This is a genomic window from Yersinia bercovieri ATCC 43970, from assembly GCF_013282745.1.
Classification (GTDB): Bacteria; Pseudomonadota; Gammaproteobacteria; order Enterobacterales; family Enterobacteriaceae; genus Yersinia; species Yersinia bercovieri.
In genome coordinates, this window is sequence record NZ_CP054044.1 from 4,300,680 (window position 1) to 4,327,240 (window position 26,561).

Consider the following 26,561-nt stretch of genomic DNA (forward strand, 5'->3'; position numbering starts at 1 on the left):
TTAGAACCCATCGATAAAATAGATAGTTTATGCACTATTCTCCTGAAGCTTTGATTGCCTTTGTTGAAGCCGCCGCACTCGGCTCGTTTTCGGCCGCCGCCCGTAAGCTACGCAAAAGTCAGTCGACGATCAGCACCGCCATCGCCAATCTGGAGGCAGATCTGGGGTTGACGCTATTTGATAGGCAGGCGCGTCAGCCAGTGCTGACGGATCATGGCCGCCGAGTGCTGTCCCACGTGCAAGAGATTCTGGCCGCCAGCGAACGGCTGGATTCGCTATCAATTCGTCTGGCAGGCCAGGTTGAAACCCGCCTGACCTTTGTGCTCTCCGACACCTACCAGCCGACACATCATGAAGATCTGCTGCGCCGTTTTGAGCAGCGCTACCCTGATATCGAATTTGAGTGCCTGATCGCCGAAGATGCCGACGTGATTGATCTATTACAGCTCAGACGCGCGCACATTGGTGTGGTGGAGGTGCAAAACAGCTATCCGCCGGACATTGCGGCTCGCCGCTTATCCGCTCAAACTGAAATGGCGATATTTGTGCAAGCTGATCACCCGCTGGCACAGCTGCCCCAGGTTCACCGTGAGCAGTTGGCCACCACCCGCCAACTCTGCCTCAACACCTACAATCGCACTGAACGCAATCAGCCACAGGGATTAATCTGGTCGGCCCCCAGTTATTTAATGTTGCTGGAAATGGCTGAGCAGGGCTTCGGTTGGGCTATTTTGCCTCGCTGGTTGGTTGAGCAATACAGCCACAGAAAACTGGTGGCATTATCGACCCTTGGTTGGCCAAAAATGATCTCTATTGATGCCGTTTGGTCGAAAAAAAGCCCACCCGGCCCGGCAGGCTATTGGTTGTTGGAGCAGTTAACCGGTGATATCAGATAGCCCCATTCCGAGCCGCAAGCACTTTGATTAGCTAACAGCGTCATCATTTACTGCCCTCCCTATTCTGGGGCGCAGCACTGCTGATCAACTCTGTGATCCTGCCAACTTCATCAATGAGTGAAAGCGCATACACTAAAGTGTCATTTACTCTCTTCAATCAGGGGCATCATGGTCTATCAAGCAGCGTCCTCCCGCTATCAGGAGATGAAGTATCATCGTTGTGGTCGTAGTGGGCTAATGCTCCCCGCCATCTCTCTGGGCCTGTGGCATAACTTTGGTGACAGCACGCTGTACGAAAATAGCCGTAATCTCATTCACCGTGCTTTTGATAGTGGCATCACTCATTTCGACTTAGCGAATAACTATGGCCCACCTCCCGGCTCTGCTGAGCTGAACTTTGGTCGAATCCTACAGCAGGATCTGCGCCCTTATCGTGATCAGTTGATTATCTCCTCCAAAGCGGGTTACACCATGTGGCCCGGCCCTTACGGTGACTGGGGTTCGAAGAAATATCTGGTCGCTAGCATCAATCAGAGCTTACAACGTATGGGGCTGGATTATGTTGATATCTTCTATCATCACCGTCCCGACCCTAATACCCCATTGGAAGAGACCATGGCCGCCTTAGATCTGCTGGTGCGCCAGGGGAAAGCACTCTATATCGGCTTGTCTAACTATCCTGCTGAGCAAGCGCGTCAGGCATTTGAGATTCTGGCGGATCTGGGTACACCTTGTCTGATCCACCAACCTAAATACTCCCTGTTTGAACGCTGGATTGAAGCCGATCTGCAAAATGTGCTGGACGAATACGGCGTGGGGTCGATAGCCTTCTCCCCACTGGCTGGCGGGTTATTGACGGATCGCTATTTAGCGGGTATCCCGCAGGACTCTCGGGCCGCCAGCAACAGTAAATTCCTTAATCCTGAGCAGCTTACGGCAGAAAAACTGACTAAAGTTCGTCGACTCAATGAGCTGGCGCTTGCCCGTGGGCAGAAACTGTCGCAGATGTCTTTAGCCTGGGTATTACGTGATGGGCGGGTGACCTCAGCACTAATTGGTGCCAGCAAAACCAGCCAGATTGATGACGCCATGGGGATGTTGGCGAATAGTGAATTCAGCGCTGAAGAGATCAGCATAATCGAAGCCATTTTGGTGTAAACGCTCTCTTTTTAAAACATTGGCAGGGGTACTCACGACCCCTGCTCCATTCGCCCCCATCACTCCCACAGATAAATCCTAAATATATATTTTACAGTTTTATCCGAATCCCAGAGGTTGGCGAACTGTTTAAGATAACGTCATAGCCAATAAGGCCTAGTAAGGATCAATCATGTTAAAAGTGGCCGCGTTTCAATCGACAATGCTGAAACTGAGTGTCGTAAGACCAAGAAGGGTAAAACCGCTGTTGCTGATAACCATATTAGCCTGGCTACCACTCATTCCGATGGCTAATGCTGAGAGCATTGAGTTATTACCCAGTGTCACTTTAAACATTGGCGAGCAAGATCGCAGCGGTAACTATTGGGATGGTTATGACTGGCGTGACCGCCAATGGTGGCATGATCATCAAGGGCGGGATTTAGGCGAACGTAACCGCCATGGACACTACTGGGATGGACATCGCTGGCAAGGTAGAGACTGGTGGAAGAAGAACTACTATTACCGTGAAGGGCGCTACTGGAAATACGATAAGCACTATGACAAACACGGTAAAAAACATTATCAAGGTAAAAAACATCATCAGGGTAAAGGCCATGGCCACGGTCATCACGGCGATGATTAACTAAAGGGGCGCTGGCGCGTTGTTGCCCCCCGCCAGCTTCCAGAGGTTAAATTAAGCTAATCAGCAGATAAGCATTTAGCCCAATCACAAATAAGACGACTAATTTACCTAGAATTTGGGTGAGTTTTGTATCGACCAAATCCCCCATCAACTCTTTATTACCGGTGAAAACCAGCAGTGGCACCAGTGCCAGCGCAATACCAAAACTCAGTAATACCTGGCTCATCACTAATATCTGTGTTGCATCTATTCCTACCAAAATGACAATAAAGGAGGGCAACATGGTCACCGAGCGGCGCAGCCACATTGGAATATAAAACCGCACAAAACCCTGCATCACCACTTGCCCCGCCATCGTACCCACCACCGTCGATGAAAGCCCCGCCGCGATTAAGCTCAAACCAAAAACAGTGGCAGCGGCATTACCCAGCAGCGGCTGTAGGGTCAAATAGGCCTCTTCTATCTCAGCGACGTCCTGATAACCGCTGAAATGGAAAGCCGCAGCGGCAGTTGCCATCATCGCCAGATTGACAAAACCGGCGATTGTCATCGCAATCGCCACATCAAATCGGGTCGAAGCATAGCGCTGAGCTTTGGACTCGCTCCCTTCCGCCTGAGTCAATGCTGAATGCAGATAAATAACATGCGGCATGATGGTCGCCCCCAGCACACCGGCGGCTAAAAATACGGCGTTACCATTGGGTAAATTTGGAATGAGCATCCCACGACCAAGTGCGGCAATATTGGGTTGAGAGAAAATCAGCTCTACGATATAGGCGGCCGCGACAAACAATAGCAAGCCGCCGACCACTAACTCGATAGGCTTTTGCCCCCTATTTTGCAGCATCAGAATCAGGAAAGTGGCAATCCCGGTTAGCACCGCCCCTTCCAGTAGCGTGACGCCCAGCAGCAATTTGAAGCCGATGGCGGCCCCGATAAACTCAGCCAGATCGGTCGCCATCACAATAATCTCAGCTTGCACCCAATATGCCCAAACCACGGGTCGGGGGAAGCGGTCGCGGATATGCTCCGCCAGATTCTTGCCCGTCGCAATACCGAGTTTGGCGGAGAGCAGCTGAACTAACATCGCCATCACATTGGCCCACACCACCACCCACAGCAAGGTATAACCGAACGAAGCACCGGCCTGAATATTAGTCGCAAAATTACCGGGATCAATATAAGCAATGGCGGCGATAAAAGCAGGCCCCATCAGGGAAAGTTTAACTCTCCTTGATGTACGGCGGGAGGTATCGACAACACGGCTATTTAGCATTCAGTAATACCCTTGGAAAATGAGGCCTTCTTTACTTGCTATCCATAATATCTAAATGATAATAATTATCAAGCGCATTTAGATCGGCAAAAATTATCTCTTTAATAGGCGATCCCAATTAATCAGCCATCTCGTCATCATTGGCTTTTGGCTACTAAAAAGTTGAGCTAAATGTGACATTACTATTTTCAAGGCAGGCGCTACAATTATTCAAGCTAGCATAGCTAACCTACTGCCACAGCAAATGATTAACAGCGTTTTTTTTGTGACCAACCCCACTAATTTGTTTGCATTTATGAAAACGAATTTCTATATTTGCAACTTACATCTCGTTTTTAATGTAGCCGTTACATAAAATGTCCACCAAAATCTAGCCTGCCTCAAATTTGGAGCACACATGTCCCATATTCTGCAGTTTGCGTTGGCCTTAGTCGTGGTGGCCATATTAGCTTTGGCGATCTGTAAAGATCGTAAAAGTATTCGCATTCGGTTTGTTATTCAATTGCTGGTTATTGAAGTGTTATTGGCGTACTTCTTCCTTCATTCGGAAGCTGGATTAGGTTTTGTGAAAGGATTCGCCGGTCTATTCGACAAATTACTTGGATTTGCCGCTACCGGTACTGATTTTGTCTTTGGCAATATGGGTGATAAAGGTCTCGCATTCTTCTTCCTAAGAGTGTTATGCCCTATCGTCTTTATCTCTGCTCTGATTGGTATTTTGCAATACATCAAAGTGCTGCCGATCGTTATTCGGATTATCGGGACTCTATTATCCAAAGTTAATGGCATGGGCAAGTTGGAATCATTCAACGCCGTCAGTTCATTGATTCTGGGCCAGTCTGAAAACTTCATCGCTTATAAAGACATTTTGGGCAAAATGTCTGAAAAACGCATGTACACCATGGCGGCGACCGCAATGTCGACAGTCTCTATGTCGATTGTCGGTGCTTATATGTCAATGCTGGACGCGAAATTCGTGGTCGCAGCACTGGTGCTTAACATGTTCAGTACCTTTATCGTGTTGTCGTTGATCAACCCGTATAAAGCGGAAGATGAAGAGGAGTTACAACTCAGCAACTTGCATGAAGGCCAAAGTTTCTTTGAAATGCTGGGTGAATATATCCTGGCTGGTTTCAAAGTAGCCATTATCGTTGCTGCTATGTTGATTGGTTTCATCGCATTAATTGCCGCAATGAATGCCTTATTCAGCTTGCTGTTCGGGATTAGCTTCCAGGGGATTCTGGGCTATGTGTTCTTCCCGTTTGCCTGGGTCATGGGCGTACCGACTCATGAAGCTTTGCAAGTCGGTGGCATCATGGCAACCAAACTGGTCTCTAACGAATTCGTGGCAATGATGGATTTGCAGAAAGTCGCATCAACACTGTCACCACGTAGCGTGGGTATTTTGTCCGTATTCCTGGTTTCATTCGCTAACTTCTCCTCTATCGGTATTGTAGCCGGTGCGATTAAGGGTCTGAATGAACATCAAGGCAACGTGGTTTCTCGCTTCGGCCTGAAACTGCTATACGGCTCTACACTGGTCAGTGTGCTGTCCGCCTCTATCGCGGGCCTGGTGCTCTAAGCTTCAGAAAAAACTCGCTAAAAAGGCGCTACGGCGCCTTTTTTTATGTCTGCGATTCAGGGCTGAGGAATCTGTTTGAGTGATGACTTATTTGGAAACTGACAGGCTGGAGAATATGTGCTGAAGGAATTTAATGTCAGGATTGATGGAAACATTGATTAGTTGGAAGCAGTTTGAGGGTATGGAGTGTTTTTTTGGGGGGGATAATTGGGTGCTTGAAATAATCATGGGTCGTGCTGGATAACTTGTACTGCTACATAATGGTGGGCCGTGCGGGATTCGAACCTGCGACCAATTGATTAAAAGTCAACTGCTCTACCAACTGAGCTAACGGCCCATTATGTATTTACTGCTTAATGACAATTCGATGCTCATCGTGCGGGATTACTCCTCCTGCAGACTCGCCCTTCGGGTCAACGCTAGCGCGTTGCTGTCTCGCTTCGCTCGGCTCGAACCTTTAACAAATTGATTAAAAGTCAACTGCTCTACCAACTGAGCTAACGGCCCACTATATTGATAATACGAGTAAAAGAAGTGGTGGGCGATACCAGATTCGAACTGATGACCCCCTCCGTGTAAAGGAGATGCTCTACCAACTGAGCTAATCGCCCACTTCTACTACTTGAAACCTAATACTTAAAACCATGAGTGACGAGTGGTGGGCGATACCAGATTCGAACTGATGACCCCCTCCGTGTAAAGGAGATGCTCTACCAACTGAGCTAATCGCCCTCATCTATCTCACTTACTGCTTCTATTCACAACACGCCGAGTTTGGTGGGCGATACCAGATTCGAACTGATGACCCCCTCCGTGTAAAGGAGATGCTCTACCAACTGAGCTAATCGCCCCGCCGTGTTGTTGGAGTCGCATTATAGGGATAGTTCGAAGTGAGTCAACGGTTTTTAAAACGAAAACAACCGTTCGCCGCAAATTTAGACAGGATGCTATATTTATCGCCGCTATGAACGTTTGTTTAGCTATATCTGTCAGTAATCATCGATTGCCTACTGGTAACATCGTTGAGGAATTACCTGAGGGTGGTAGAATGGCGCCTACTTTTTCGAATTTCGAGCAACAACCGGCGTCTGCTGGTCGGCGTAGCGTAATAAGGCATCGATCCCAATGAAAATCAAAACCCGTTTTGCACCCAGTCCTACTGGCTATCTCCATGTCGGTGGCGCACGTACCGCGCTCTACTCCTGGTTATTCACCCGTCATTTAGGCGGTGAATTTGTGCTGCGCATAGAAGACACCGATCTTGAGCGCTCAACCCAGGAAGCTATTGATGCCATTATGGACGGTATGAACTGGCTGAATCTGGATTGGGACGAAGGCCCGTATTTCCAAACTAAACGTTTCGATCGCTACAATGCCGTGATTGACCAAATGTTGGAAAAAGGCACCGCTTATCGTTGCTACTGCTCTAAAGAGCGCCTGGATGAGCTTCGTGAGACTCAAATGGCCAATGGCGAGAAACCTCGCTACGATGGCCGCTGCCGCGATAGCCACTGTACCCACAGTGCTGATGAGCCATCGGTAGTGCGTTTTCGTAACCCGCAGGAAGGTTCGGTCATTTTCGACGATAAAATCCGTGGGCCGATCGAATTCAGCAACCAAGAGTTGGATGACTTAATTATCCGCCGTACTGATGGTTCACCAACCTATAACTTCTGCGTGGTAGTTGATGACTGGGATATGGAGATCACACATGTTATTCGTGGTGAAGACCATATCAACAACACCCCGCGCCAGATTAATATTCTAAAAGCATTGGGAGCACCTGTTCCTGAATATGCCCACGTTTCAATGATCCTCGGTGATGACGGCAAAAAACTCTCTAAACGTCACGGCGCGGTTGGCGTCATGCAATACCGTGATGACGGCTACCTGCCAGAAGCACTGCTGAACTATCTGGTGCGTTTGGGCTGGTCTCATGGTGATCAAGAGATTTTCTCGGTTGCCGAAATGACCGAGCTATTCACACTGGATGCGGTGAGCAAATCAGCCAGTGCTTTCAATACTGAAAAACTGCAATGGTTGAACCATCACTATATCAATAGCTTGCCGCCAGAACATGTTGCCGTGCAGCTGTCGTGGCATATCGAGCAGTTGGGTCTCGATACCCGTAACGGCCCTGAATTGGTTGAAATTGTTAAGCTGCTGGGTGAGCGCTGCAAGACACTGAAAGAGATGGCGGAATCTTGCCGCTACTTCTATGAAGAATTTGATGAGTTCGATGCTGACGCCGCTAAAAAACATCTGCGCCCGGTTGCCCGCCAGCCGCTTGAAGCAGTCAAAGCTAAACTTGCCGCTATCACTGACTGGACCACGGAAAACGTGCACAATGCCATTCAGGGCACTGCTGACGAGTTAGCTGTAGGTATGGGCAAAGTGGGTATGCCGCTGCGTGTTGCCGTCACTGGTGCCGGCCAATCACCGGGTATGGATGTGACCGTTCATGCTATCGGTCAGGCTCGTTCACTGGCCCGAATTGATAAAGCACTGGCCTTTATCAGCGAACGCGAAGCGCAACAGCAATAACTGAGCATTCTTAATATGATCAGGCGGCTACTCAGCCGCCTTTTTTATATGGATAGCATCATTAATTGTGAGCAGGATTCCATTTATTCTGCTGTTTGTTGACTGATTTGGCGGCTTTTTCAGCGCTTAACACGAGAAATAGAATTAGCCGTTGACACTGTTTCAGCGGTTTCATATCATGCGCCCCGTTCACACGATTTATTATGTGCGCATTGGGGCTATAGCTCAGCTGGGAGAGCGCTTGCATGGCATGCAAGAGGTCGACGGTTCGATCCCGTCTAGCTCCACCAAATTTTACCTTTTTGATCAGTGCGCTTTATCGCCTAATCAGATGGGTTAAATGGGTGGCACAGAGATAAATCAGCACGAACAACCACATTTGTGGGGCTATAGCTCAGCTGGGAGAGCGCTTGCATGGCATGCAAGAGGTCGACGGTTCGATCCCGTCTAGCTCCACCACTCTTTAAAAAACCGGCTCATGGCCGGTTTTTGCTTTCCAGCGCCCATCCTTGTCACGCGCCTCGTTTTAAATGCACCTCCGTTTTGTCATTGACCCCTGTTATCCTGCACACTCTAAATGCATTGATGACTTTAGGAATAGGGTATGGATCAGCAGCAACAAATCATTCAATGGCTCTATGCTGACTCTTATCGTATGCAGGCATTGTCTATTGCCCGCGAACTCGGGCTAAATCAGTGGTGTCTGGCCGCAGGATTTGTCCGCAATCTCGTGTGGGATCAGCTCCACGGTCATCACTCTCCTACACCACTCAATGATATTGATTTAGTCTATTTTGATAAGCAAAACATCAGCGAGCGGCATGATTTACAGCTAGAGGCGCAGTTACGGCAAAACGCCGCGTCTCAGCACGCCTCCTTCCCCTGGTCAGTAAAAAACCAGGCCAGAATGCACCTGCGCAGTGGTCGTCAGCCCTATCGCAGCACAGAAGATGCCATCAGCTATTGGGTTGAAGTGGAAACGGCGATTGGTGCCAGGCTCAAAGAGTGTGGGGATATCGAATTGGTGGCTCCGTGGGGGTTGGATGCGCTATTTACCCGAACTATTACTTTGAATCCTAAAAACGGTGAAATCGACACCTATCACCAACGAATAACCAGTAAAGGCTGGCAACAACATTGGCCTGAGTTGCGTTTGGTGGTTTAGCCGCTTAGAACCCTGTTTAGGCGCTCATAAAAACGCCAAGTGATAAGTTAGTGATAAGATTATGTAAAACAGCCATAGAAGATTAAAGGTTAATACTCTGTCGTCGATAAGCATTACTCCACCCACGTTTTTCTAAGGAGTCATGATGTCGAACACGATTTCAGCAGCATCTGCGTCAGTAAGCAGCAGTAGCTCTTCCGACAGCAGCGCTGCCGCACAGATTAAGTCTATTTATCAGCAGATCCAAAAGCTGACCGAGAAATTAAGCACCTTAAAAGACTCTGGTCTGACGGCTGATGAGTTGCGAAAACAGCAGCGACAGATTCAGGATCAAATTGTCGCGCTGCAAGCTCAAATCGCCAGTATTGAGGCGCAGGAAGCGGAAAAAGCCAAAGAGGGTAAAAACGATAGCCTAAGCGCGAGTACGCCGACAGGTGATGGGGTCAACCGCCCTTCTACTCAAAACCAGATTGACGTCTATATTTAAGCTGTTTGTACCCGATAAAACCGATCCATGGCGATGGACAGATTACGCCCACCGCCATGTTTTAGCCCCGTTTAAGCGGCATAACTAAGCTCTCTAACCCTTCCACCTTAATTGTCAGCGTCAGTTCCATCAGCATCCCCAGCTTACCTTGTGGAAATTCACCTTTGCGGGCGAACCACAGCAAGTACTCTTCGGGCAGATCGATCAATACTCGCCCCTGATATTTACCAAAAGGCATCCGAGTATTGGCAATCTCAATCAGATTCTCTTTTTCCATACTGTCCTCTGATGTTAGAACTATTCACCCAGCAAACGGATCATCTCAGCTTCATCAATAACTGTTATCCCTAGCTCCTGCGCTTTCACCAATTTTGACCCCGCAGCCTCACCGGCTATCACCAGATCGGTTTTCCTGGAGACACTGCCACTCACTTTTGCCCCTAGGGCAGTCAGGCGATCTTTCGCTTCGTCCCGCGAGAGGATCGTTAGTGAGCCAGTCAGGACCACTGTTTTACCGGCAAATGGACTGTCGATCTCTTCAGCAATAATCTGCTGCGGCTCTGGCCAACTGATCACCTTCTCCAGCGCTTCGATCACTCGCTGATTGTGCTCCTCGCCGAGGAAGTTCAACACGTGTTTAGCCACCACTTCACCGACATCTGGCACACTTTTCAGTTCATCAATATCAGCTGCGCGCAGGTTTGCCATATTGCGAAAGTGAGCGGCCAGGTTAGCTGCCGTCGCCTCCCCCACCTCGCGGATACCCAAGGCATACAGGAAGCGAGCAAAGGTGGTCTGTTTTGCTCTCTCTAATGCCACAATCAGATTTTGTGCCGACTTTGGCCCCATCCGATCCAGCCCGGTGAGTTTACCTGCCGTCAGCTCGAATAAGTCCGCCGGGTTCTCGACATACTGTTTCTCCACCAACTGCTCGATAATTTTATCGCCCATGCCGTCCACATCCAGCGCCCGACGGGAGACAAAGTGCTTAAGCGCCTCTTTGCGTTGCGCCGCGCAGAATAGGCCACCAGTACAGCGGGCAACCGCCTCGCCTTCTACCCGCTCGATATCAGAACCACACACCGGGCAGTGCTCTGGGAATGTGATCTCTTTCGCATCCTGCGGGCGCTGCTCCATCACCACCCCCACCACTTGCGGGATCACATCGCCAGCACGGCGCACAATGACGGTATCGCCAATGCGCAAGCCAAGACGCTCAATTTCATCGGCATTATGCAAGGTCGCGTTGCTGACAATCACACCCGCCACCTGCACCGGTTCCAGACGGGCAACTGGCGTGATAGCCCCCGTGCGCCCCACCTGAAACTCAACTTCGCGGACCTGTGTTATCTGCTCTTGGGCTGGAAACTTAAACGCGGTTGCCCAACGAGGGGCGCGCGCCACAAAGCCCAACTGCTCTTGCAAATCGAGATCATCAACCTTGATAACCACACCATCGATATCAAAGCCTAAACCGGCGCGATCCTGTTCAACCTGACGATAAAAAGCAATAACCTGCTCACTACCGGTGCAGAGCTGCACTCGATTACTGACCGGTAAGCCCCAGGCCTTAAATTGCATCAGGCGCTGAATATGGCTGCGTGGCAGCTCGCCGCCATCCAACAAACCAACGCCATAACAGAAGAAAGCCAATCGCCGTTTCGCCGTGATGCGAGGATCAAGCTGGCGCAATGATCCCGCGGCGGCATTACGTGGGTTAGCGAAAACCTTGCCACCTTTACGGCGCGCCTCGTCATTCAGTTGCTCAAAACCGGCCTGTGGCATAAAGACTTCGCCACGAACTTCAACCCGACGTGGGATGTTATCCCCGTGTAAACGCAGCGGAATAGCACGAATGGTGCGCACATTGGCGGTAATATTTTCACCGGTGGTGCCATCACCACGGGTTGCCGCCCTGACCAGTTCGCCATCTTCATACAGTAAACTGACCGCCAGACCATCTAACTTCAGCTCGCAGCAAAAGGTCAGCGGCTCGGTGCGTTTCAGGCGATCATGCACCCGCTTATCAAACGCCAAATAGCTCTCTTCATCAAACACGTTATCGAGAGAGAGCATCGGCACTTCATGCTTAACTTGCTCAAACGCATCAAGAGGGGCTGCGCCCACCCGCTGCGTCGGTGAGTCACTGGTAATCAGTTCGGGATGTTGGCTTTCCAAATCACGCAGTTGCTGCATCAGGCGGTCATATTCAGCATCAGGGATCTCTGGGGCATCCAACACATGGTATTGATGTTCGTGATGGCGCAATGAGGTTCTTAGTTGATTAATTTGCTGAATTATCGATTCCATAGCTCACCATCAAAGATAAAAAACCCCCGGCATGCGGGGGTTCGGGTTAATTCGGTTCATTGCGAGGCAACGTGATTAGGCGGTTGCGTTTGCTTCCAGCACTTCGCGGATGCGCGCCTTATACGTTTCCAGTTTTTGCGGGGTCATCATACGGCGTTCATCATCCAACACCACACCACCGACATCATCGGCAATACGTTGGGCTGATTGCAACATGAGCTTAAAGTTCTGATGTGCATCGCCATAAGACGGCACCATCATAAACATTGAGACACCCGGCGTTGAGAAATCAGCCATGGTATCGGGGTCAAAGGAGCCGGGTTTGACCATATTCGCCAGACTAAATAGTACTGGGCCACTGCCTGCGGGGCTAAGATGACGATGGAAAATGCCCATCTCGCCAAACTGGAAACCAGACTGAAGAACACTCTGTAGCAGCAACTCGCCACCTAGCGCACCACCGTGATGCGCGGCAACATGCAGCACCAAAACGGTCTCTTTCAGTTTTTGCGGTTTCACCTCAGGAGCAGGAGCAACAGGTTCGGGCTGTGGAACCGTACGAGGTGCCGGTTCTGCCGCATGTTGTGGCTCTACGTGTCGCGGTTGTGAATAGGATTCGTCAACCGATCCAAGCAAAGGATCACGCTGTGACTCATGCGGTGGTTGCTCAGCAGATAGCCCACCCAAAAGAGGGTCGTCATATTCTGTTTGCACGGAAGCAAAAGGCTGCTGACGAGATTCTGTCTTCACCTGAGCCGGCTTAGCATCATCATGCTGAATAACCGGCATTTCTTCATCATCGTCATCAGTATGACTAAACGAAGGCTTCTCCTGTGGATGAGCGGTGCGGACGCGCACCTCTCCTACCCCTTCATCGAGACTCTCGATCGGGGTTTCAACACGTTCTTGTTTCAGACGTTTAACTGGGCGATCGCGAAAAAGTGATGAGCGTTCTTTACGGCTGGTCCATAAACCATGCAATAACAACGCTATTATGGCGATCGCGCCAACAACGATTAATATCAGACGCAAATCCTGCATCATTACTATCTCTGTTGTTCCAATACATTGCCACCGCGGCAAACATTCACCCTTTAACTCTATTTCCCAACGAACACAAGTGCAAGTCCGTGCTCAATTTTCTTCGAAGAAAGATGATTATGCTAGATGTTTCGCTCACTTTTCGCACAATATGTGACTATGCAGTGGGAAATCATACCGATATGATACCCGGGTCGATAAGCAAATAGAGAACTGAATGGCATGGCGTATACGCAAAAAGCGGTAAAAAAGGTCAGTGGTGTCCACTATTTTGCCCAGGGATGGCAGCTGATTTCTCGTCCGGGCATCCGAAGATTTGTTATTTTGCCGTTACTGGTGAATATTCTGCTGATGGGAGGCGCTTTCTGGTGGTTATTCAATCGTATAGGTGACTGGGTACCACAATTGATGAGCCATGTGCCCGACTGGTTACAGTGGCTGAGCTATTTGCTGTGGCCAATTATGGTGATTTCGGTATTGCTGGTATTCAGTTACCTGTTCAGTACCCTTGCCAATTTTATCGCGGCCCCTTTTAACGGTTTACTGGCCGAGCAACTGGAGGCTAGCCTAACCGGTAAGCCCCTGCCAGACACCGGTATCATCGGCATAATGAAAGATCTGCCGCGCATTATGGCGCGTGAATGGCGCAAATTGGCCTACTACCTGCCACGAGCCTTAGTGTTACTGCTGCTGTACTTTATTCCGGGCATCGGTCAAACACTGGCCCCGGTTCTGTGGTTCTTATTCAGCGCCTGGATGCTATCAGTTCAATATTGCGATTATCCCTTTGATAACCATAAAGTGAGTTTCCAGGAGATGCGCAGTGCGCTACGCCAGAATAAAGTCGATAACCTGCAATTTGGTGCACTGGTGAGCTTATTCACCATGATTCCCTTTCTCAATTTGGTGATTATGCCAGTTGCAGTCTGCGGTGCCACAGCAATGTGGGTTGATCGCTACCGCGAGCAGTTTATTCAACCATCACGATAATCATCTATGGGCGTGCCGGTCACGCCCTTGTTATTGGGATTAAAACTTATTTCCTAATCACATATCGATATACCAATTACTTAGATACACCAAGGGCCAACAATCATATGATTTATCAATGGATGCTGACCCTTTTATTCGTAAAAAATATTTAAAAGTGGTCTTTGTAACTTATTGATTATCAAGTAAAGAAAAATAGTTTTGCAGAAAGCTTTTTCAACAGAAAAAGAATTAATTACTGTTTATACAAGCAGCAACTTAATGGGAGGTGGCATGGCAAGAAATCATAAAAAATGGAATATGCCACCCCATAACTGGTGGCTAGCAATAAGTCATTTTATTATCGAGTTCAGTTGGCAATGACTCAGAATTATCTCCAGGCGGGTCGGACTCCCAGTGTGCTTGCCCTAGGCCTGTGAGGGCTTACATTTTGTGGTATGACTACTGGTCTGGGGATCTGCGATCTTGTTTGGTTCCGGGCTGTGGGTACTGTATGAGTCGTAGCCATTATCAATAGAGCTTCCCATATCTTGGCTTGCTCATAAGTATAATCAACACCACCTAAATAAAAGGCCTTATCCATATCTAACTGATAAGTACCTGCATTGTCGGGGACATATAATGTTGAATTAAGTATGCGACTTAAAGGTTCCTTATAATTTATATAATCATTATGATGATTTATTAAGTCCAACAGAACATCATCTTTTGATGAATATTTTTCATTTATATCATTAAAGAATTTTATACCACTCTGCCTTAGTGAGGCTATATCACCAAGCATCTTTAGGCGAGTTTCGTTATAAGTATAATAAGATTTTGCAGTATTACTCAATGCAGACATGACGAACCAAACGGCTACGCTTGCTTTAAAAGCACTATCAATTATGAAGGTAGTATTACCCGTAGGAGCGGCAGGAGTGGCAGTAGAAGAATCCTTATTATAATCATGTGTTACAGTAGCTAGTAAATTAGATGCCAAACCCGAACCAATGGATACCGCTTGTGGGAAAGTATTTAAAAGCGTATTTTCATTAATTCTAGTGTATGTTTGATAGATATCACCGCAAAAATAGAACAATACATTTGATATCGAACTTGGCAAACATTCCCGAAGATTATGCGAAAAGAAGGAAATAACACTTGTTATGGGGTCGTAAATATAATATTTATAGTTAGCACTTCCTCTTGGTTCAAACATGTGAGAAATAATCCCGCCATACATATTATCCAAAATTTTCTGTGCATCAGCATTTCCCCCAGCATATTTCTTTAATAATCTGAATGTCCGAGCTGAAGAATTTAAAGTACCCACAAAAACGTCCAACTGTCTGATATCTAATCCATTTATAAAATGAACTACATTGTTAAAAAAAATAATATTTGTATCTCGGGATATAATATTAAGTAATCTGTGGTTAGTCGTGAGTGTTAGGTTGCTATCCGCCATAATGTTGTCCTTTCATTATTCAGTGTGGATAAAATAGGAATAATCTACTTCGCTACGAGTTCCCAGCTAGCACAGACTACCGCACTAGTTATACGAATGAGAACTTTCAAAATGTAAGTCTATTTTACGTAACTCAATACACATGCAGCGACTGCTGTCATTTTCAGAATACTATTGCACAGAATGTCAGAAGAGGACCGCACTAAAGCTATTATCAATCGACTGGTTGAGGAAATGTTTAATGAAGCCGAACAGTGGCTGGTTATCGATATTTAACTTGAGGGGAATTTATGCTGCGTGTCGAAGTGACGATAGATAAGCTGAACGCCAAGAGTTTTCCTCTTGGCTATACCAATGCACTGACGGAAGAATTAACAAAACGCCTCAGTCGTAAATTTAGCGATATTCACGTGAAGGTTAGATTTGCGGGTGCCGATGAATTAACAGTGCTGGGCGGGGCTAGCGAGGATAAAAAGACGGTCGAAGAGATTTTGCAGGAGACGTGGGAAAGCGCTGATGATTGGTTTCAGCCTTAGTGAAATTAACATAACTGGTACGCAGTCTTTCGGGCTGCGTCCATAATACCACTCTATTTTCAGAACATTCGGAGCTTAAATCATTAGGAGTAATTAGATAAAACCCAATATGATTGAAACAATACTGTAACAATCAGGGAAGGCTATGGATACGGTTGAGCAAGTAAGTGGTTATTATTTTAAAGAAATGCACAATCTGTCTCAGGGTGAATTAGCTTTTTGGGTCACTGTTGATGAAGTTGAAAAGCAATTCAACGGGATAGATATCGTTGCTTTTGCTTTCATTCTTGGAGGATTGAACATCATTCCCGTCCCCGGTAAGCCACATACAGCCCCCCCGGCACTAGCCTTCTATCATTTATCCCTTCGTCGCATGATCTCATGTCGCCTTAACAATCGCTGGAGATCACCAACATGGAAGACATTAATTGGTGGAGGCTGGGCAAGATCGACAAGTTTGGGTGGGCTCATCGGTAGGTGGATACCTTGGCTAGGTGTAGCCATTACAGCTTATGATATTAGTATTATCGGGTATAGAAGTGTTCACCGTTACAACCTCATTGTTTCGTCAAGGGATCGTTTGGAATGAACACTCATGAGGCGGTACTACAATTCGTCAAAGATGAGTTGCGTTGTTGTCAGTTACAGATAGATTCATCGCTCAGTACCGGTGAACATCAAACAGTTCCCGAAGATATCTATGAGTTAATGGATAAATATTCTGAAAAGTTTAATGTCGATTGCAGCAAAATATACTGGAGGCGTTATTTTCCCCAGGTGGTTTTTCCTTTTTTGCCTAATAGTATTCTTCATGAGCGCTTAAAATCAGACCGTCATAAACCTGAGCCGCTTACAGTCCATATGCTTATCGAATCAGCCAAGGCAAGCCGCTGGCTGTATGATTGAAATAAGGTTCCAGTGGAGGCCCCCGAAAATGACGAGTGGCGTAAAATGTGTGACTAAACCTTATCAACTGAGACCTTTTTTTATTATCTCAATCTGGTAAATAATCTGACGCCACAGACAATTAACCTATTAAATATATGCTCTCGTTTGTAGTGTAACTAATAGGACTATGCCAATTTAGTTTTAGAAACCAATGAATGGAAAATTACAATGAAAAGACCAATAAGTATTAGTTTTGGTGAGACTGAGAATGTAAAACACAAAAAAACCAATGAAAAACCTTATAACCCACCAATTATGCCAGTGAACACAACGGTTCCTTCAATCATACATTATATTTGGTTAGGTTCACCATTAAATACAAATCAAATTTGCAGAGTGATTAATCATGTTGTCAAAAATTCCATTGGATTTAAATTCATTATCTGGACTGATAGTTATTCAGAATATTATCGTCTAAAAGCGGTAATTGTAGATGCAAATTCATATGCGGATTTTTTCTTAAGAGAGAGTAAACTGTACTTTGTAAATAACATAGAAGTTAGAGTTATTGGCGAGTATTTAAAAGAGGTAAACGTAAGAAACTACAGCGCATTTATACGTGAGTCTATTGGCGCCTATAGGAATTATGCCGCAGCATCAGATATATTACGCTTATTGATTCTATATCATATTGGCGGGGTTTATTTAGATCTAGATGCAGAGTTATACTCAAAGTTGAATGTATCTGCGGTTCAAAGTCAATATGGTTTCTCTGTAAGAGAGGTTGTTCCAGGGAGAGCTGCAATTCAAAATAATATAATTGCGGTAGCACCAAACCACCCTTGGATTAAATTGATGCTAGATTCTATAGAAAGAAATTATTCTGCCCCAATCAACGAAAACTATACATGGTCAAAGAAACGTTCAAACTTAGAGTATGACCCATTTTCTAAAATGTCAGTACCTAATCCATTTCTTAGCCACTGTAGATTAGAACAGACTATAATTATTACTGGGCCAGCATTATTATACAATGTTTTAAATGAGGGGGGGTTTATTCAATATATCGGGACGATGTGTCAATATTTCAAGTGTCCTGATGCATCTGCCAAATGGGCCGATATAAGCCATGTAAATCTGCGTGATAGTTCTGAGTCACCGTTTTAGGATTGATGGCTACACTGATTCTGGTGGAAGTGGAAAATGGTCAGTAAGATATTTTTTAAAACAACAATTTGAGAGGCGGTAACTGTTAAAAAACAGCGCTGACACAATGACCACCAGTGCAGCCACTCATCTGTTAATAGTGTGTGGAGTTGATTGGGTGACTGATGGGCTAAAACGGAAAAAGGCCACCTGAATAGGCAGCCTTAAACTTAGTTACTGGGTTATTTAGCGAATTTGTCCGCTTCTTCGCGAGTCGTGATGAAGCTTTCGCCAAGGCCAATCGCAATCAGTATTCCTACGATATAGCCTGCCAACTTACTGTTTAAAATCTTCTTGATCATGCAACCTCCAATTCAGAGGAGTAATCATTCTATGCCCTTTTCATCGCGAGCAGTAGGTCACGTATTCACCACATTCGCTTGAACACCAACCACTGCTGCAGCAATGTCCTAAATAGATTGGGATGTGAACTCGTTATTCAGTGATGCTCAGGCGAATGTAGAAAGCAAAAACCCTGATTGGCTAGAGTCAGGGCTTCGTGTTTTCCATAATATTTATACTAAGTCAAAATGGAGGAGCGCATCGGGTCATTCCCCAGAAGACGCCGATAATACCAATCAGCACAACCCGACGCGCTTTTCTATTGTGACTCATTTGGACCGCCATCAGGGACTTGAACCCTGCACCCTCATATCCACAGACATGACCGCTCTATCCTCCTGAGCTAATGGCGGAAATAGGTAAGCACACTGGATACCTCCGGCGATCCTTCATCGACTTAACCCAATGTGCTTTTGTATATAAAAAACACCCGCCATCGGCATCCGGAACTTAATGTCATCATCTCTTTGCGGAGACAACAGCTCAAATAAATGAACTGATGGCGGGTAAAATCGCTTTTATAATCAGCGACAAATAAGCTTAAGGATGCCGAATAATCGGCGAGACTGACACTAATGACGGCAGAGTCTCCCGAGCAAATGGTAATAGCTAAAAATGAGAGTGTGATCTCATTATTCGTCGGTGGGTAAGCTTTGTTGCTGTGATATCCACCTTGGCGGGCTTTGCACTTAACGGCTTAACCACATTCCTCTGATTCTACATAGGGGATAATCCCACATGTAAAAAAGCCCTCGAGCTATTAACTCAGGGGCCTGAATGGTTGTCGATCTTTCCCGGTAGTCACTTCACACCAAGGGCACAATTAGGGTACTAGTGTAGTGGTAGGGGTCAGTAGTGTGTATCAAAACCAACTGTGCCCTTCTGCCATTTAGTTCCCATGCTTAGGGCAAATACGAACAGAAACCAACCATCTAACATTGCGCTGGACATGCGATTTCTTTTAATTTCCCTAGTGAAAATAAGCCAAGCGCAATTATCACCACCATAGATAACACTATAATTAATCTCTTCACATAGCCCATCCCATTATCTCTTGCATCTCATTTGGCCCGCCACCGAGGTCTCTAGCCTCGTATCTACAACAGCAATGGTTATCGGGCTTGACCACTTCACCACATTCCACTGAGTACTGTTTCACAACGATTGGATTAACCAACCCAGCACCATACGGATGTAGAAATGAAAAAACCTCAACTAGTTAGGTGAGGCCTTAAATAGATAATTCCGCGCGGATGGCGGATTTCTTTAACACAGTGGCAGGCTACTTAATGTTACTTACAATCAATTGATGCTTTTACAAATGTTGACTTATATACAGAATCATCCAGTGAGGAAAACACTGCAAATCCCCTTACTGATGCATTTGGTTTCAATGAGCCGTTCAATAACGTCTCGTCCACGGTATCAAGTTCGAATTTTTTCCATCAGGGGTGGCAAATCTTGTTCAGTTTTAATGCCTTATCACCAAGATTAGCGAGAACAATATCGAATCTTTTAGTGTGAGCAGACTCGGTACCTGTTGACATAGAACCCAGAGAACCTTGTGTGCATAAATGCTAATCAAATACCACCAACATTTCACGAACCAGCGATCGCTTTCAGAACGGTTATACCGCGAGCAAGGCATCGATACAAAATCACTACTGGGTCACAAAAATCAAACAATGACGGATAAATACAATGACGACAGAGGAAAGGAGTGGATCACTATCGCGGTTTAAAGTGGAGCAATAACTGACCAGTTTAGCAGAAGAGTTTTGCAGGGGTTTTGCAGAAGAATTTTAAGGGCGGATTATTTTGTTTTTAAAAGATGATTCAGTTATTAAAATTCCTTTATTTTATAACTAATTATAAAAAAATAACTTTCTCCATGTGATTATGTTCTTATCTCCTAATCACATATCGATATACCAATTACTTACTTCCATAGCCATACTGTTAGCGTATGCTTTGAACGTTTCCTACATTTTCATAGAGTTAAAGGACGGGCTATGAGCAAGATATATGAAGACAACTCTTTAACAATCGGCCATACGCCGCTGGTTCGTTTGAACCGTATCGGTAACGGACGCATTTTGGCAAAGGTTGAGTCACGTAATCCAAGTTTTAGCGTTAAATGCCGTATCGGCGCGAATATGATTTGGGATGCTGAAAAACGCGGCATTCTGACGACAGATAAAGAGCTGGTAGAGCCTACCAGCGGCAATACCGGCATTGCGCTGGCATTTGTTGCCGCCGCACGCGGTTACAAATTAACCCTGACCATGCCTGAAACTATGAGCATCGAGCGCCGTAAGCTACTAAAAGCGCTGGGTGCCAACCTGGTGCTGACCGAAGGCGCCAAAGGAATGAAAGGGGCAATTGCTAAAGCAGAAGAGATTCAAGCGACTGATCCAGACCGCTACCTCATTTTGCAGCAATTCAGTAACCCAGCGAACCCAGAAATTCATGAAAAAACCACCGGCCCAGAAATTTGGGAAGATACTGATGGTGAAGTCGATGTCTTTATCGCTGGAGTGGGCACCGGTGGCACCTTGACCGGGGTCAGCCGCTACATCAAAAACACCAAAGGTAAGGCGATTACCACAGTTGCGGTGGAGCCTACCGACTCTCCGGTTATTACTCAGGCATTAGCAGGTCAGGAAATCAAACCCGGCCCGCATAAAATTCAGGGTATCGGTGCTGGCTTCATTCCCGGTAACCTTGATCTAACACTGGTTGATCGTGTTGCTCTGGTAACCAATGACGAAGCCATCTCTATGGCCCGCCGTTTGATGGATGAAGAGGGCATCTTAGCCGGTATTTCTTCCGGCGCTGCGGTTGCCGCGGCGGTCAAACTTTCTGAGGAAGATGGCTTTACTGACAAAACAATTGTGGTTATTCTTCCCTCCTCGGGTGAGCGCTATTTGAGCACGGCTTTGTTCGCAGATCTGTTCACTGAGCAAGAGCTGCAACAGTAGTGATGCCGTCGCACTAAATGCTAAAAAAGCACCCTTATGGGTGCTTTTTTTGTGGCGCACTTCAAAGTTTTTACTACATAAAGATTGATTTTAGCCTCTGGGTTTAGTATTTAACCGGACAATTATTTTGATACGCGAAATTAATCGCAGCTTTGATGCTTCTCAGGCTGAATCGATTTATCTATTATGCAATGCGTTATGCAAAGTGACAAAAAATGTCATCAGCTCACGCTGATTGAAGACATAATGTAAAGAGAGCATTATTCTTAGATACGACAGTGCTGATTTTAGACCTGAATTCAGGTTGCATCAGAAACTGTCTTTGTGACTTGCCGGTGGTTGAGGCATAGTCATGCGCGAGTCAAATAGTCTCGTTTTACGCGCACCAATACAGGCTAAAGTTTCGGTTTTACACTAAACTTTAGCTCCACAACATAAATCCAATAAGTTGGGGAAATACAATGTTCCAGCAAGAAGTTACTATTACTGCACCAAACGGTCTGCATACCCGCCCTGCTGCCCAGTTCGTAAAAGAAGCAAAAGGCTTCGCGTCTGAAATTACTGTGATCTCTAACGGTAAAAGCGCTAGCGCCAAGAGCCTGTTCAAACTGCAAACTCTGGGCCTGACCCAAGGTACGGTTGTTACGATCTCTGCTGAAGGCGAAGATGAGAAGAAAGCTGTTGAGCATCTGGTAAAACTGATGGCTGAGCTTGAGTAATCACGCACGCTTTTTAAGTTAACACCAGTCAAGAGTAAGGTAGGGTTATGATTTCAGGCATTTTAGTATCACCGGGTATCGCTTTTGGTAAAGCACTTTTACTGAAAGAAGATGAGATTGTTATCAACCGGAAAAAGATCTCTGCTGACCAAGTGGAGCAGGAAGTCGAGCGTTTCAAAACTGGCCGGGCCAAGGCCGCAGAACAGTTGGAAGCGATTAAGACCAAAGCTGAAGCAAGCCTCGGCGAAGAGAAAGCTGCTATCTTCGAAGGGCATATCATGCTGTTGGAAGACGAAGAGCTTGAGCAGGAAATCATAGCCCTCATCAAAGATGAGCATGCCACTGCCGACGCAGCCGCTTATTCAGTGATTGAAGGGCAGGCAAAAGCCCTGGAAGAGCTGGATGACGAATACCTGAAAGAGCGTGCCGCTGACGTACGTGATATCGGTAAACGCCTGCTGAAAAACATTCTCGGCCTGAACATTGTCGATTTAAGTGCCATTCAGGATGAAGTGATTCTGGTTGCAACTGATTTGACGCCATCAGAGACCGCACAGCTGAATCTGGATAAAGTGTTAGGGTTCATCACCGATTTAGGTGGCCGTACCTCTCACACCTCCATTATGGCTCGCTCATTGGAGTTACCGGCTATCGTCGGCACCACCGATGTGACCAAACAAGTGCAGAATGGCGACTATTTGATCCTCGATGCAGTAAACAACAAAGTCTATTTAAACCCAACTGCTGATATTATTGAGCAGTTGAGGGCGGTGAATAATCAATACATCACCGAAAGAAATGATCTGGCCAAACTGAAAGACTTGCCTGCTATCACGCTTGATGGCCATCAGGTTGAAGTGGTTGCCAACATTGGTACTGTGCGTGATATCGCCGGTGCTGAACGTAATGGCGCTGAAGGTGTTGGTCTGTATCGTACCGAGTTCCTGTTCATGGACCGCGACTCACTGCCTACTGAAGAAGAGCAGTTCCAGGCATATAAAGCCGTTGCGGAAGCTATGGGTTCTCAGGCCGTGATCGTCCGTACTATGGACATCGGCGGTGACAAAGACCTGCCGTACATGAATTTGCCGAAAGAGGAAAACCCATTCCTGGGCTGGCGCGCCATCCGTATTGCTATGGATCGCAAAGAGATTCTGCACGCACAGCTGCGAGCAATCTTGCGGGCATCAGCATTTGGTAAATTGCGTATTATGTTCCCGATGATTATTTCGGTTGAAGAAGTACGCGAGCTGAAAGCAGAACTTGAGCTGCTGAAGAGCCAATTACGTGAAGAAAACAAAACCTTCGATGAAACTATCGAGGTCGGTGTCATGGTTGAAACACCTGCGGCGGCGGTCATCGCTCGCCACTTAGCTAAAGAAGTTGACTTCTTTAGTATTGGGACAAACGATCTAACTCAGTATACTCTGGCGGTAGATCGTGGTAATGAGCTGATTTCACATCTCTATAACCCAATGTCGCCATCGGTATTGGGGCTGATCAAACAGGTTATTGATGCATCTCACGCTGAAGGTAAGTGGACCGGAATGTGCGGTGAACTTGCTGGCGACGAACGTGCTACACTGTTGCTATTGGGCATGGGGCTGGATGAGTTCAGCATGAGTGCGATTTCGATCCCACGCATCAAGAAAATTATCCGCAATACGAATTTCGAAGATGTGAAAGTGTTGGCAGAGCAGGCATTGGCTCAACCAACAGCGAAGGAGTTGATGGATTTAGTTACCACATTCATCGAAGAAAAAACGCTCTGCTAATTCCACGATACTGGAACGCTGCCCAATATAAATACTTAGGAGAAGATCATGGGTTTGTTCGATAAACTGAAATCACTGGTTTCAGATGATAAAAAAGACAGCGGTACTATTGAAATCGTTGCACCACTGTCTGGCGAAATCGTCAACATCGAAGATGTACCTGATGTTGTTTTTGCAGAGAAAATCGTTGGTGATGGTATTGCCATCAAGCCGACAGGCAACAAAATGGTTGCTCCTGTTGACGGCACCATCGGTAAAATTTTCGAAACTAACCATGCTTTTTCTATCGAATCAGACAGCGGCATTGAGCTGTTCGTCCACTTCGGTATTGATACTGTTGAACTGAAAGGCGAAGGCTTCAAACGCATCGCAGAAGAGGGTCAACGCGTCAAGAAAGGTGATGTGGTTATTGAGTTCAATCTGGCCCTGCTGGAAGAGAAAGCCAAGTCTACATTGACGCCGGTGGTTATCTCCAACATGGACGAGATCAAAGAGCTGATCAAGTTGTCTGGCAGTGTCACCGTTGGTGAGACGCCAATTATTCGTATTAAGAAGTAATTTCTCGCTACGAATAAGAAACGGCACCCAAGGGTGCCGTTTTTGTTGGCTAAAATCAATTAATCAGCGGCAACCCAACGTGGTATCCGCAGTGTAATCACCAAGCCCACCAGCTCGCCATTTCTTGCTTCGACCTGCCCGCCATGGGCTAGAATCACTTTCCGCGTAATGGCCAACCCCAAGCCATAACCTTTGCCAGACATCGCAGATTTTACGCGCACGAAAGGGTCGAAAATGCAGGATAGCTTACTCGCCTCTACCCCCGGCCCTTGATCGACCACCTGAATCTGATAACTCTTATCAACCACTGACAGCGCCACTTTTACCTGTTGAGCATGGGCAGAGAAACGCAGTGCATTGCGAACGATATTGTCAATTGCCCGCCGCATCAGCTCGGCATTACCTTTAACGGTGAACTCGACTGCCTGTGGCGCGACCTGTAGCAGAATCTCCACCCCCGGCACCTGCGCCTCGTAGCGAGCATCATTCACCACCACTTTCACTAATTCATGCAGATCGAAATATTCATCATCATCGGACAAATCATGGTTTTCAGCACGTGAAAGCGCCAATAACTCACCAATCATCTTATCCAGCCGCTGCGACTCATGCTCAATACGCTGTAATGAGTTCTCCACGTTACCCGGATTCTGACGCGCCAGCCCGATAGCCAATTGCAAGCGAGCCAGCGGTGAACGTAACTCATGGGAGACATCATGCAGCAGCTGCTCACGGGCGCTGACCAGCGCCTCAAGGCGCTCGGCCATTGAGTCAAAATCACGCGCCACTTCCGTCAACTCATCATGGCGACGGCGCATCACTGGCAACAATCGCACCGATAAATCGCCCTGTGCCACCCGCTCGAAACCCGCCCTTAACTGCCGCATTGGCCGCGTCAGGTTCCAGGCTAATAGCGCACTGAAGAACAGGCCGCCTAATAGCCCCATCCAAATCATCGGGATCGGAATATTGAGTATTTCACGGCGCTTCTCACCAGGCTCACCTCCCCCCCGCAAACCATCAATGTTATAGCTGATACGATAACCCTGCCCATCGGGGCTTTTGGCCCAGGTCGTGACCTCCGAGCGATGAAGCTCAGGTTCATTGCCGCTGGGGGCGGATTGCTCAACGGGGACGGCTCCAGCCATTGGCGCTATCATGGCGGCGGGCAAGACTGATAACTGCTTTTTAGCTGCCTCGGGCCAGTCAGCAATCATTGCATTCAACGCTGGCAAGCCGCCGGAATGCAATACCGCAGCGGCTGACGCTATTTGTAATTTGGCAATCTGGCGTGCCATCTCGCGCTCCGGCGGTTCATGGCGATTGCCGTAGAAGGAGAACACCACCCACAGCATCTGGGTCATTAAAATAAAGGTCAGCCAAAAACCCAGCAGGATCTTCCAGAACAATCGTCCACGCATATGTTATCTCATTTCATTGATGGCGATTATCTGATGCGATAGCCAATACTACGTACCGTTTCAATATTCAGGGTATTCCCCGGCAGAGCGGCCAGTTTCTGGCGGATATTGCTGATATGCACATCGACACTGCGGTCATAAGCTTCCCGTGGTCGCCCTAACCCTTTATCTGATAACTCATCTTTTGTGACCACACGATCCGGTGACCGTAGCAGCAGCTCCAGCAAATTAAACTCCGAGGCGGTCAAATCAAATGTCTTGCCCTGCCATTCACTGCTACGAGTTGACGGATTGAGTGTCAAATCCCCGTGGGTGATAACGCTGTCATCGGTGGATGATAAGTCTGGATGTTCGTCGAAACGGCGCAGTACTGCACGCAACCGAGCTACCAGTTCACGCGGATAGCATGGCTTTGGCATGTAGTCGTCTGCCCCCATCTCAAGGCCGATAACCCGGTCAATATTGTCGCCTTTGGCCGTCAACATAATGATGGGTAAACGGCTTTTTTTCCGCACTTGCCGCAGCACATCGATACCACTCATATCAGGCAACATAATGTCGAGGATCAAGGCGGTATAGTCGCCGGACAAGGCACCATCAATGCCCTCTTT

Annotated in this window: 23 protein-coding genes, 7 tRNA genes, 1 other RNA gene and 2 pseudogenes; 19 read left to right on the plus strand and 14 right to left on the minus strand. The window is 47.0% G+C overall.

Annotated elements, in window-relative coordinates; all coding sequences use genetic code 11:
- The first annotated feature begins 29 nt into the window (after positions 1-29).
- The 3 genes from HRK25_RS19495 (at position 30) to HRK25_RS19505 (ending at position 2,679) form a co-directional block, all read left to right on the plus strand.
- Positions 30-896 carry a LysR family transcriptional regulator gene (locus HRK25_RS19495; RefSeq protein ID WP_005279692.1) on the plus strand — a complete coding sequence of 289 codons (867 nt, stop codon included), beginning with the start codon at positions 30-32 and terminating at the stop codon, positions 894-896.
- 168 nt (positions 897-1,064) lie between these two features.
- Positions 1,065-2,054: an aldo/keto reductase gene (locus tag HRK25_RS19500; RefSeq protein WP_005279690.1), complete on the plus strand. Its 990-nt coding sequence runs from the start codon at positions 1,065-1,067 to the stop codon at positions 2,052-2,054.
- A 172-nt stretch (positions 2,055-2,226) separates the two neighbouring features.
- Entirely contained in the window at positions 2,227-2,679 is a 453-nt protein-coding gene (locus HRK25_RS19505; protein WP_005279688.1) for a DUF2502 domain-containing protein, read from the plus strand.
- A gap of 46 nt (positions 2,680-2,725) precedes the next feature.
- Here the strand turns inward: HRK25_RS19505 and HRK25_RS19510 are convergent, their stop codons facing one another.
- The gene (locus HRK25_RS19510; RefSeq protein ID WP_005279687.1) at positions 2,726-3,955 is read right to left on the minus strand and encodes an Nramp family divalent metal transporter; all 1,230 of its coding nucleotides are present in this window, start codon (positions 3,953-3,955) and stop codon (positions 2,726-2,728) included.
- Between the two features lie 397 nt (positions 3,956-4,352).
- On the opposite strand from HRK25_RS19510, the gene HRK25_RS19515 reads away from it, so the two are divergent.
- The gene (locus tag HRK25_RS19515; protein WP_005279685.1) at positions 4,353-5,537 is read left to right on the plus strand and encodes a NupC/NupG family nucleoside CNT transporter; all 1,185 of its coding nucleotides are present in this window, start codon (positions 4,353-4,355) and stop codon (positions 5,535-5,537) included.
- A gap of 261 nt (positions 5,538-5,798) precedes the next feature.
- Here HRK25_RS19515 and HRK25_RS19520 read toward each other — a convergent pair.
- From HRK25_RS19520 to HRK25_RS19540, 5 genes are all read right to left on the minus strand, one after another.
- Positions 5,799-5,874, minus strand: a tRNA-Lys gene (locus tag HRK25_RS19520).
- A gap of 30 nt (positions 5,875-5,904) precedes the next feature.
- Positions 5,905-6,037: non-coding RNA, RtT sRNA (locus tag HRK25_RS19525), on the minus strand.
- Positions 6,038-6,072: 35 nt separating this feature from the next.
- A tRNA-Val gene (locus HRK25_RS19530) sits at positions 6,073-6,148 on the minus strand.
- A gap of 45 nt (positions 6,149-6,193) precedes the next feature.
- A tRNA-Val gene (locus HRK25_RS19535) sits at positions 6,194-6,269 on the minus strand.
- Between the two features lie 43 nt (positions 6,270-6,312).
- Positions 6,313-6,388: transfer RNA gene (locus tag HRK25_RS19540), tRNA-Val, on the minus strand.
- 274 nt (positions 6,389-6,662) lie between these two features.
- Between HRK25_RS19540 and gltX the strand changes: the two genes are divergently transcribed.
- The 5 genes from gltX (at position 6,663) to HRK25_RS19565 (ending at position 9,733) form a co-directional block, all read left to right on the plus strand.
- Positions 6,663-8,081, plus strand: coding sequence for a glutamate--tRNA ligase (gltX, locus tag HRK25_RS19545; RefSeq protein ID WP_005279974.1), 1,419 nt, complete (start codon positions 6,663-6,665; stop codon positions 8,079-8,081).
- Positions 8,082-8,295: 214 nt separating this feature from the next.
- Positions 8,296-8,371: transfer RNA gene (locus HRK25_RS19550), tRNA-Ala, on the plus strand.
- Between the two features lie 93 nt (positions 8,372-8,464).
- Positions 8,465-8,540 (plus strand) — tRNA-Ala (locus tag HRK25_RS19555).
- 145 nt (positions 8,541-8,685) lie between these two features.
- Entirely contained in the window at positions 8,686-9,246 is a 561-nt protein-coding gene (locus tag HRK25_RS19560) for a nucleotidyltransferase family protein (RefSeq protein WP_005277602.1), read from the plus strand.
- Between the two features lie 145 nt (positions 9,247-9,391).
- On the plus strand, positions 9,392-9,733 hold the full coding sequence (locus tag HRK25_RS19565; RefSeq protein WP_032898582.1) for a FlxA-like family protein: 342 nt from the start codon (positions 9,392-9,394) through the stop codon (positions 9,731-9,733).
- A gap of 61 nt (positions 9,734-9,794) precedes the next feature.
- Here the strand turns inward: HRK25_RS19565 and HRK25_RS19570 are convergent, their stop codons facing one another.
- The 3 genes from HRK25_RS19570 to zipA all read right to left on the minus strand — a co-directional run bounded on the left by HRK25_RS19570 (position 9,795) and on the right by zipA (position 13,087).
- Positions 9,795-10,010 (minus strand): DUF3820 family protein, encoded by a 216-nt coding sequence (locus HRK25_RS19570; RefSeq protein WP_005277607.1) that lies wholly within the window; start codon positions 10,008-10,010, stop codon positions 9,795-9,797.
- A gap of 20 nt (positions 10,011-10,030) precedes the next feature.
- The gene (gene ligA / locus HRK25_RS19575) at positions 10,031-12,043 is read right to left on the minus strand and encodes an NAD-dependent DNA ligase LigA (RefSeq protein WP_005277609.1); all 2,013 of its coding nucleotides are present in this window, start codon (positions 12,041-12,043) and stop codon (positions 10,031-10,033) included.
- Between the two features lie 75 nt (positions 12,044-12,118).
- On the minus strand, positions 12,119-13,087 hold the full coding sequence (gene zipA, locus HRK25_RS19580; protein WP_005277611.1) for a cell division protein ZipA: 969 nt from the start codon (positions 13,085-13,087) through the stop codon (positions 12,119-12,121).
- 219 nt (positions 13,088-13,306) lie between these two features.
- Here zipA and cysZ point away from each other — a divergent pair, with 219 nt between their 5' ends.
- Positions 13,307-14,074 (plus strand): sulfate transporter CysZ, encoded by a 768-nt coding sequence (cysZ, locus tag HRK25_RS19585; RefSeq protein ID WP_005277613.1) that lies wholly within the window; start codon positions 13,307-13,309, stop codon positions 14,072-14,074.
- Between the two features lie 370 nt (positions 14,075-14,444).
- Here cysZ and HRK25_RS19590 read toward each other — a convergent pair whose 3' ends face one another.
- Positions 14,445-15,524 carry a hypothetical protein gene (locus tag HRK25_RS19590; protein WP_005277615.1) on the minus strand — a complete coding sequence of 360 codons (1,080 nt, stop codon included), beginning with the start codon at positions 15,522-15,524 and terminating at the stop codon, positions 14,445-14,447.
- 293 nt (positions 15,525-15,817) lie between these two features.
- Between HRK25_RS19590 and HRK25_RS19595 the strand changes: the two genes are divergently transcribed.
- The 4 genes from HRK25_RS19595 to HRK25_RS19610 all read left to right on the plus strand — a co-directional run bounded on the left by HRK25_RS19595 (position 15,818) and on the right by HRK25_RS19610 (position 18,115).
- The gene (locus tag HRK25_RS19595) at positions 15,818-16,060 is read left to right on the plus strand and encodes a DinI-like family protein (protein WP_032898592.1); all 243 of its coding nucleotides are present in this window, start codon (positions 15,818-15,820) and stop codon (positions 16,058-16,060) included.
- A gap of 145 nt (positions 16,061-16,205) precedes the next feature.
- Entirely contained in the window at positions 16,206-16,649 is a 444-nt protein-coding gene (locus tag HRK25_RS19600; protein ID WP_032898584.1) for an STM2901 family protein, read from the plus strand.
- Positions 16,646-16,966, plus strand: a complete 321-nt coding sequence (locus HRK25_RS19605; RefSeq protein WP_032898586.1) for a DUF1493 family protein — start codon at positions 16,646-16,648, stop codon at positions 16,964-16,966. The genes HRK25_RS19600 and HRK25_RS19605 overlap by 4 nt, the downstream gene beginning before the upstream one ends.
- Before the next feature lie 210 nt (positions 16,967-17,176).
- A complete protein-coding gene (locus tag HRK25_RS19610) occupies positions 17,177-18,115 on the plus strand; it encodes a glycosyltransferase family 32 protein (protein WP_099460449.1) in 939 nt (312 codons plus the stop codon).
- Between the two features lie 655 nt (positions 18,116-18,770).
- On the opposite strand, the gene HRK25_RS19615 is transcribed toward HRK25_RS19610, so the two are convergent.
- Both HRK25_RS19615 and HRK25_RS20265 read right to left on the minus strand, forming a co-directional pair.
- A tRNA-OTHER gene (locus HRK25_RS19615) sits at positions 18,771-18,849 on the minus strand.
- 939 nt (positions 18,850-19,788) lie between these two features.
- Positions 19,789-20,043: pseudogene (locus HRK25_RS20265) on the minus strand (DUF4354 family protein).
- Positions 20,044-20,087: 44 nt separating this feature from the next.
- Between HRK25_RS20265 and HRK25_RS20270 the strand changes: the two are divergent.
- The 5 genes and pseudogenes from HRK25_RS20270 to crr form a co-directional block, all read left to right on the plus strand.
- Positions 20,088-20,238, plus strand: a pseudogene (locus HRK25_RS20270) (integrase); the annotation flags it as partial.
- Between the two features lie 270 nt (positions 20,239-20,508).
- Positions 20,509-21,477 (plus strand): cysteine synthase A, encoded by a 969-nt coding sequence (gene cysK, locus HRK25_RS19630; protein ID WP_004877754.1) that lies wholly within the window; start codon positions 20,509-20,511, stop codon positions 21,475-21,477.
- A gap of 461 nt (positions 21,478-21,938) precedes the next feature.
- Positions 21,939-22,196 carry a phosphocarrier protein Hpr gene (gene ptsH, locus HRK25_RS19635; protein WP_004393588.1) on the plus strand — a complete coding sequence of 86 codons (258 nt, stop codon included), beginning with the start codon at positions 21,939-21,941 and terminating at the stop codon, positions 22,194-22,196.
- A 47-nt stretch (positions 22,197-22,243) separates the two neighbouring features.
- A complete protein-coding gene (gene ptsI / locus HRK25_RS19640; RefSeq protein WP_005277621.1) occupies positions 22,244-23,971 on the plus strand; it encodes a phosphoenolpyruvate-protein phosphotransferase PtsI in 1,728 nt (575 codons plus the stop codon).
- 48 nt (positions 23,972-24,019) lie between these two features.
- A complete protein-coding gene (gene crr, locus HRK25_RS19645; RefSeq protein ID WP_005277622.1) occupies positions 24,020-24,529 on the plus strand; it encodes a PTS glucose transporter subunit IIA in 510 nt (169 codons plus the stop codon).
- Between the two features lie 59 nt (positions 24,530-24,588).
- On the opposite strand, the gene HRK25_RS19650 is transcribed toward crr, so the two are convergent.
- Positions 24,589-25,950, minus strand: coding sequence for an ATP-binding protein (locus tag HRK25_RS19650; RefSeq protein WP_032898588.1), 1,362 nt, complete (start codon positions 25,948-25,950; stop codon positions 24,589-24,591).
- Positions 25,951-25,976: 26 nt separating this feature from the next.
- On the minus strand, positions 25,977-26,561 hold a 585-nt coding region (locus HRK25_RS20275), incomplete at its 5' end, for a response regulator transcription factor (RefSeq protein ID WP_254451372.1).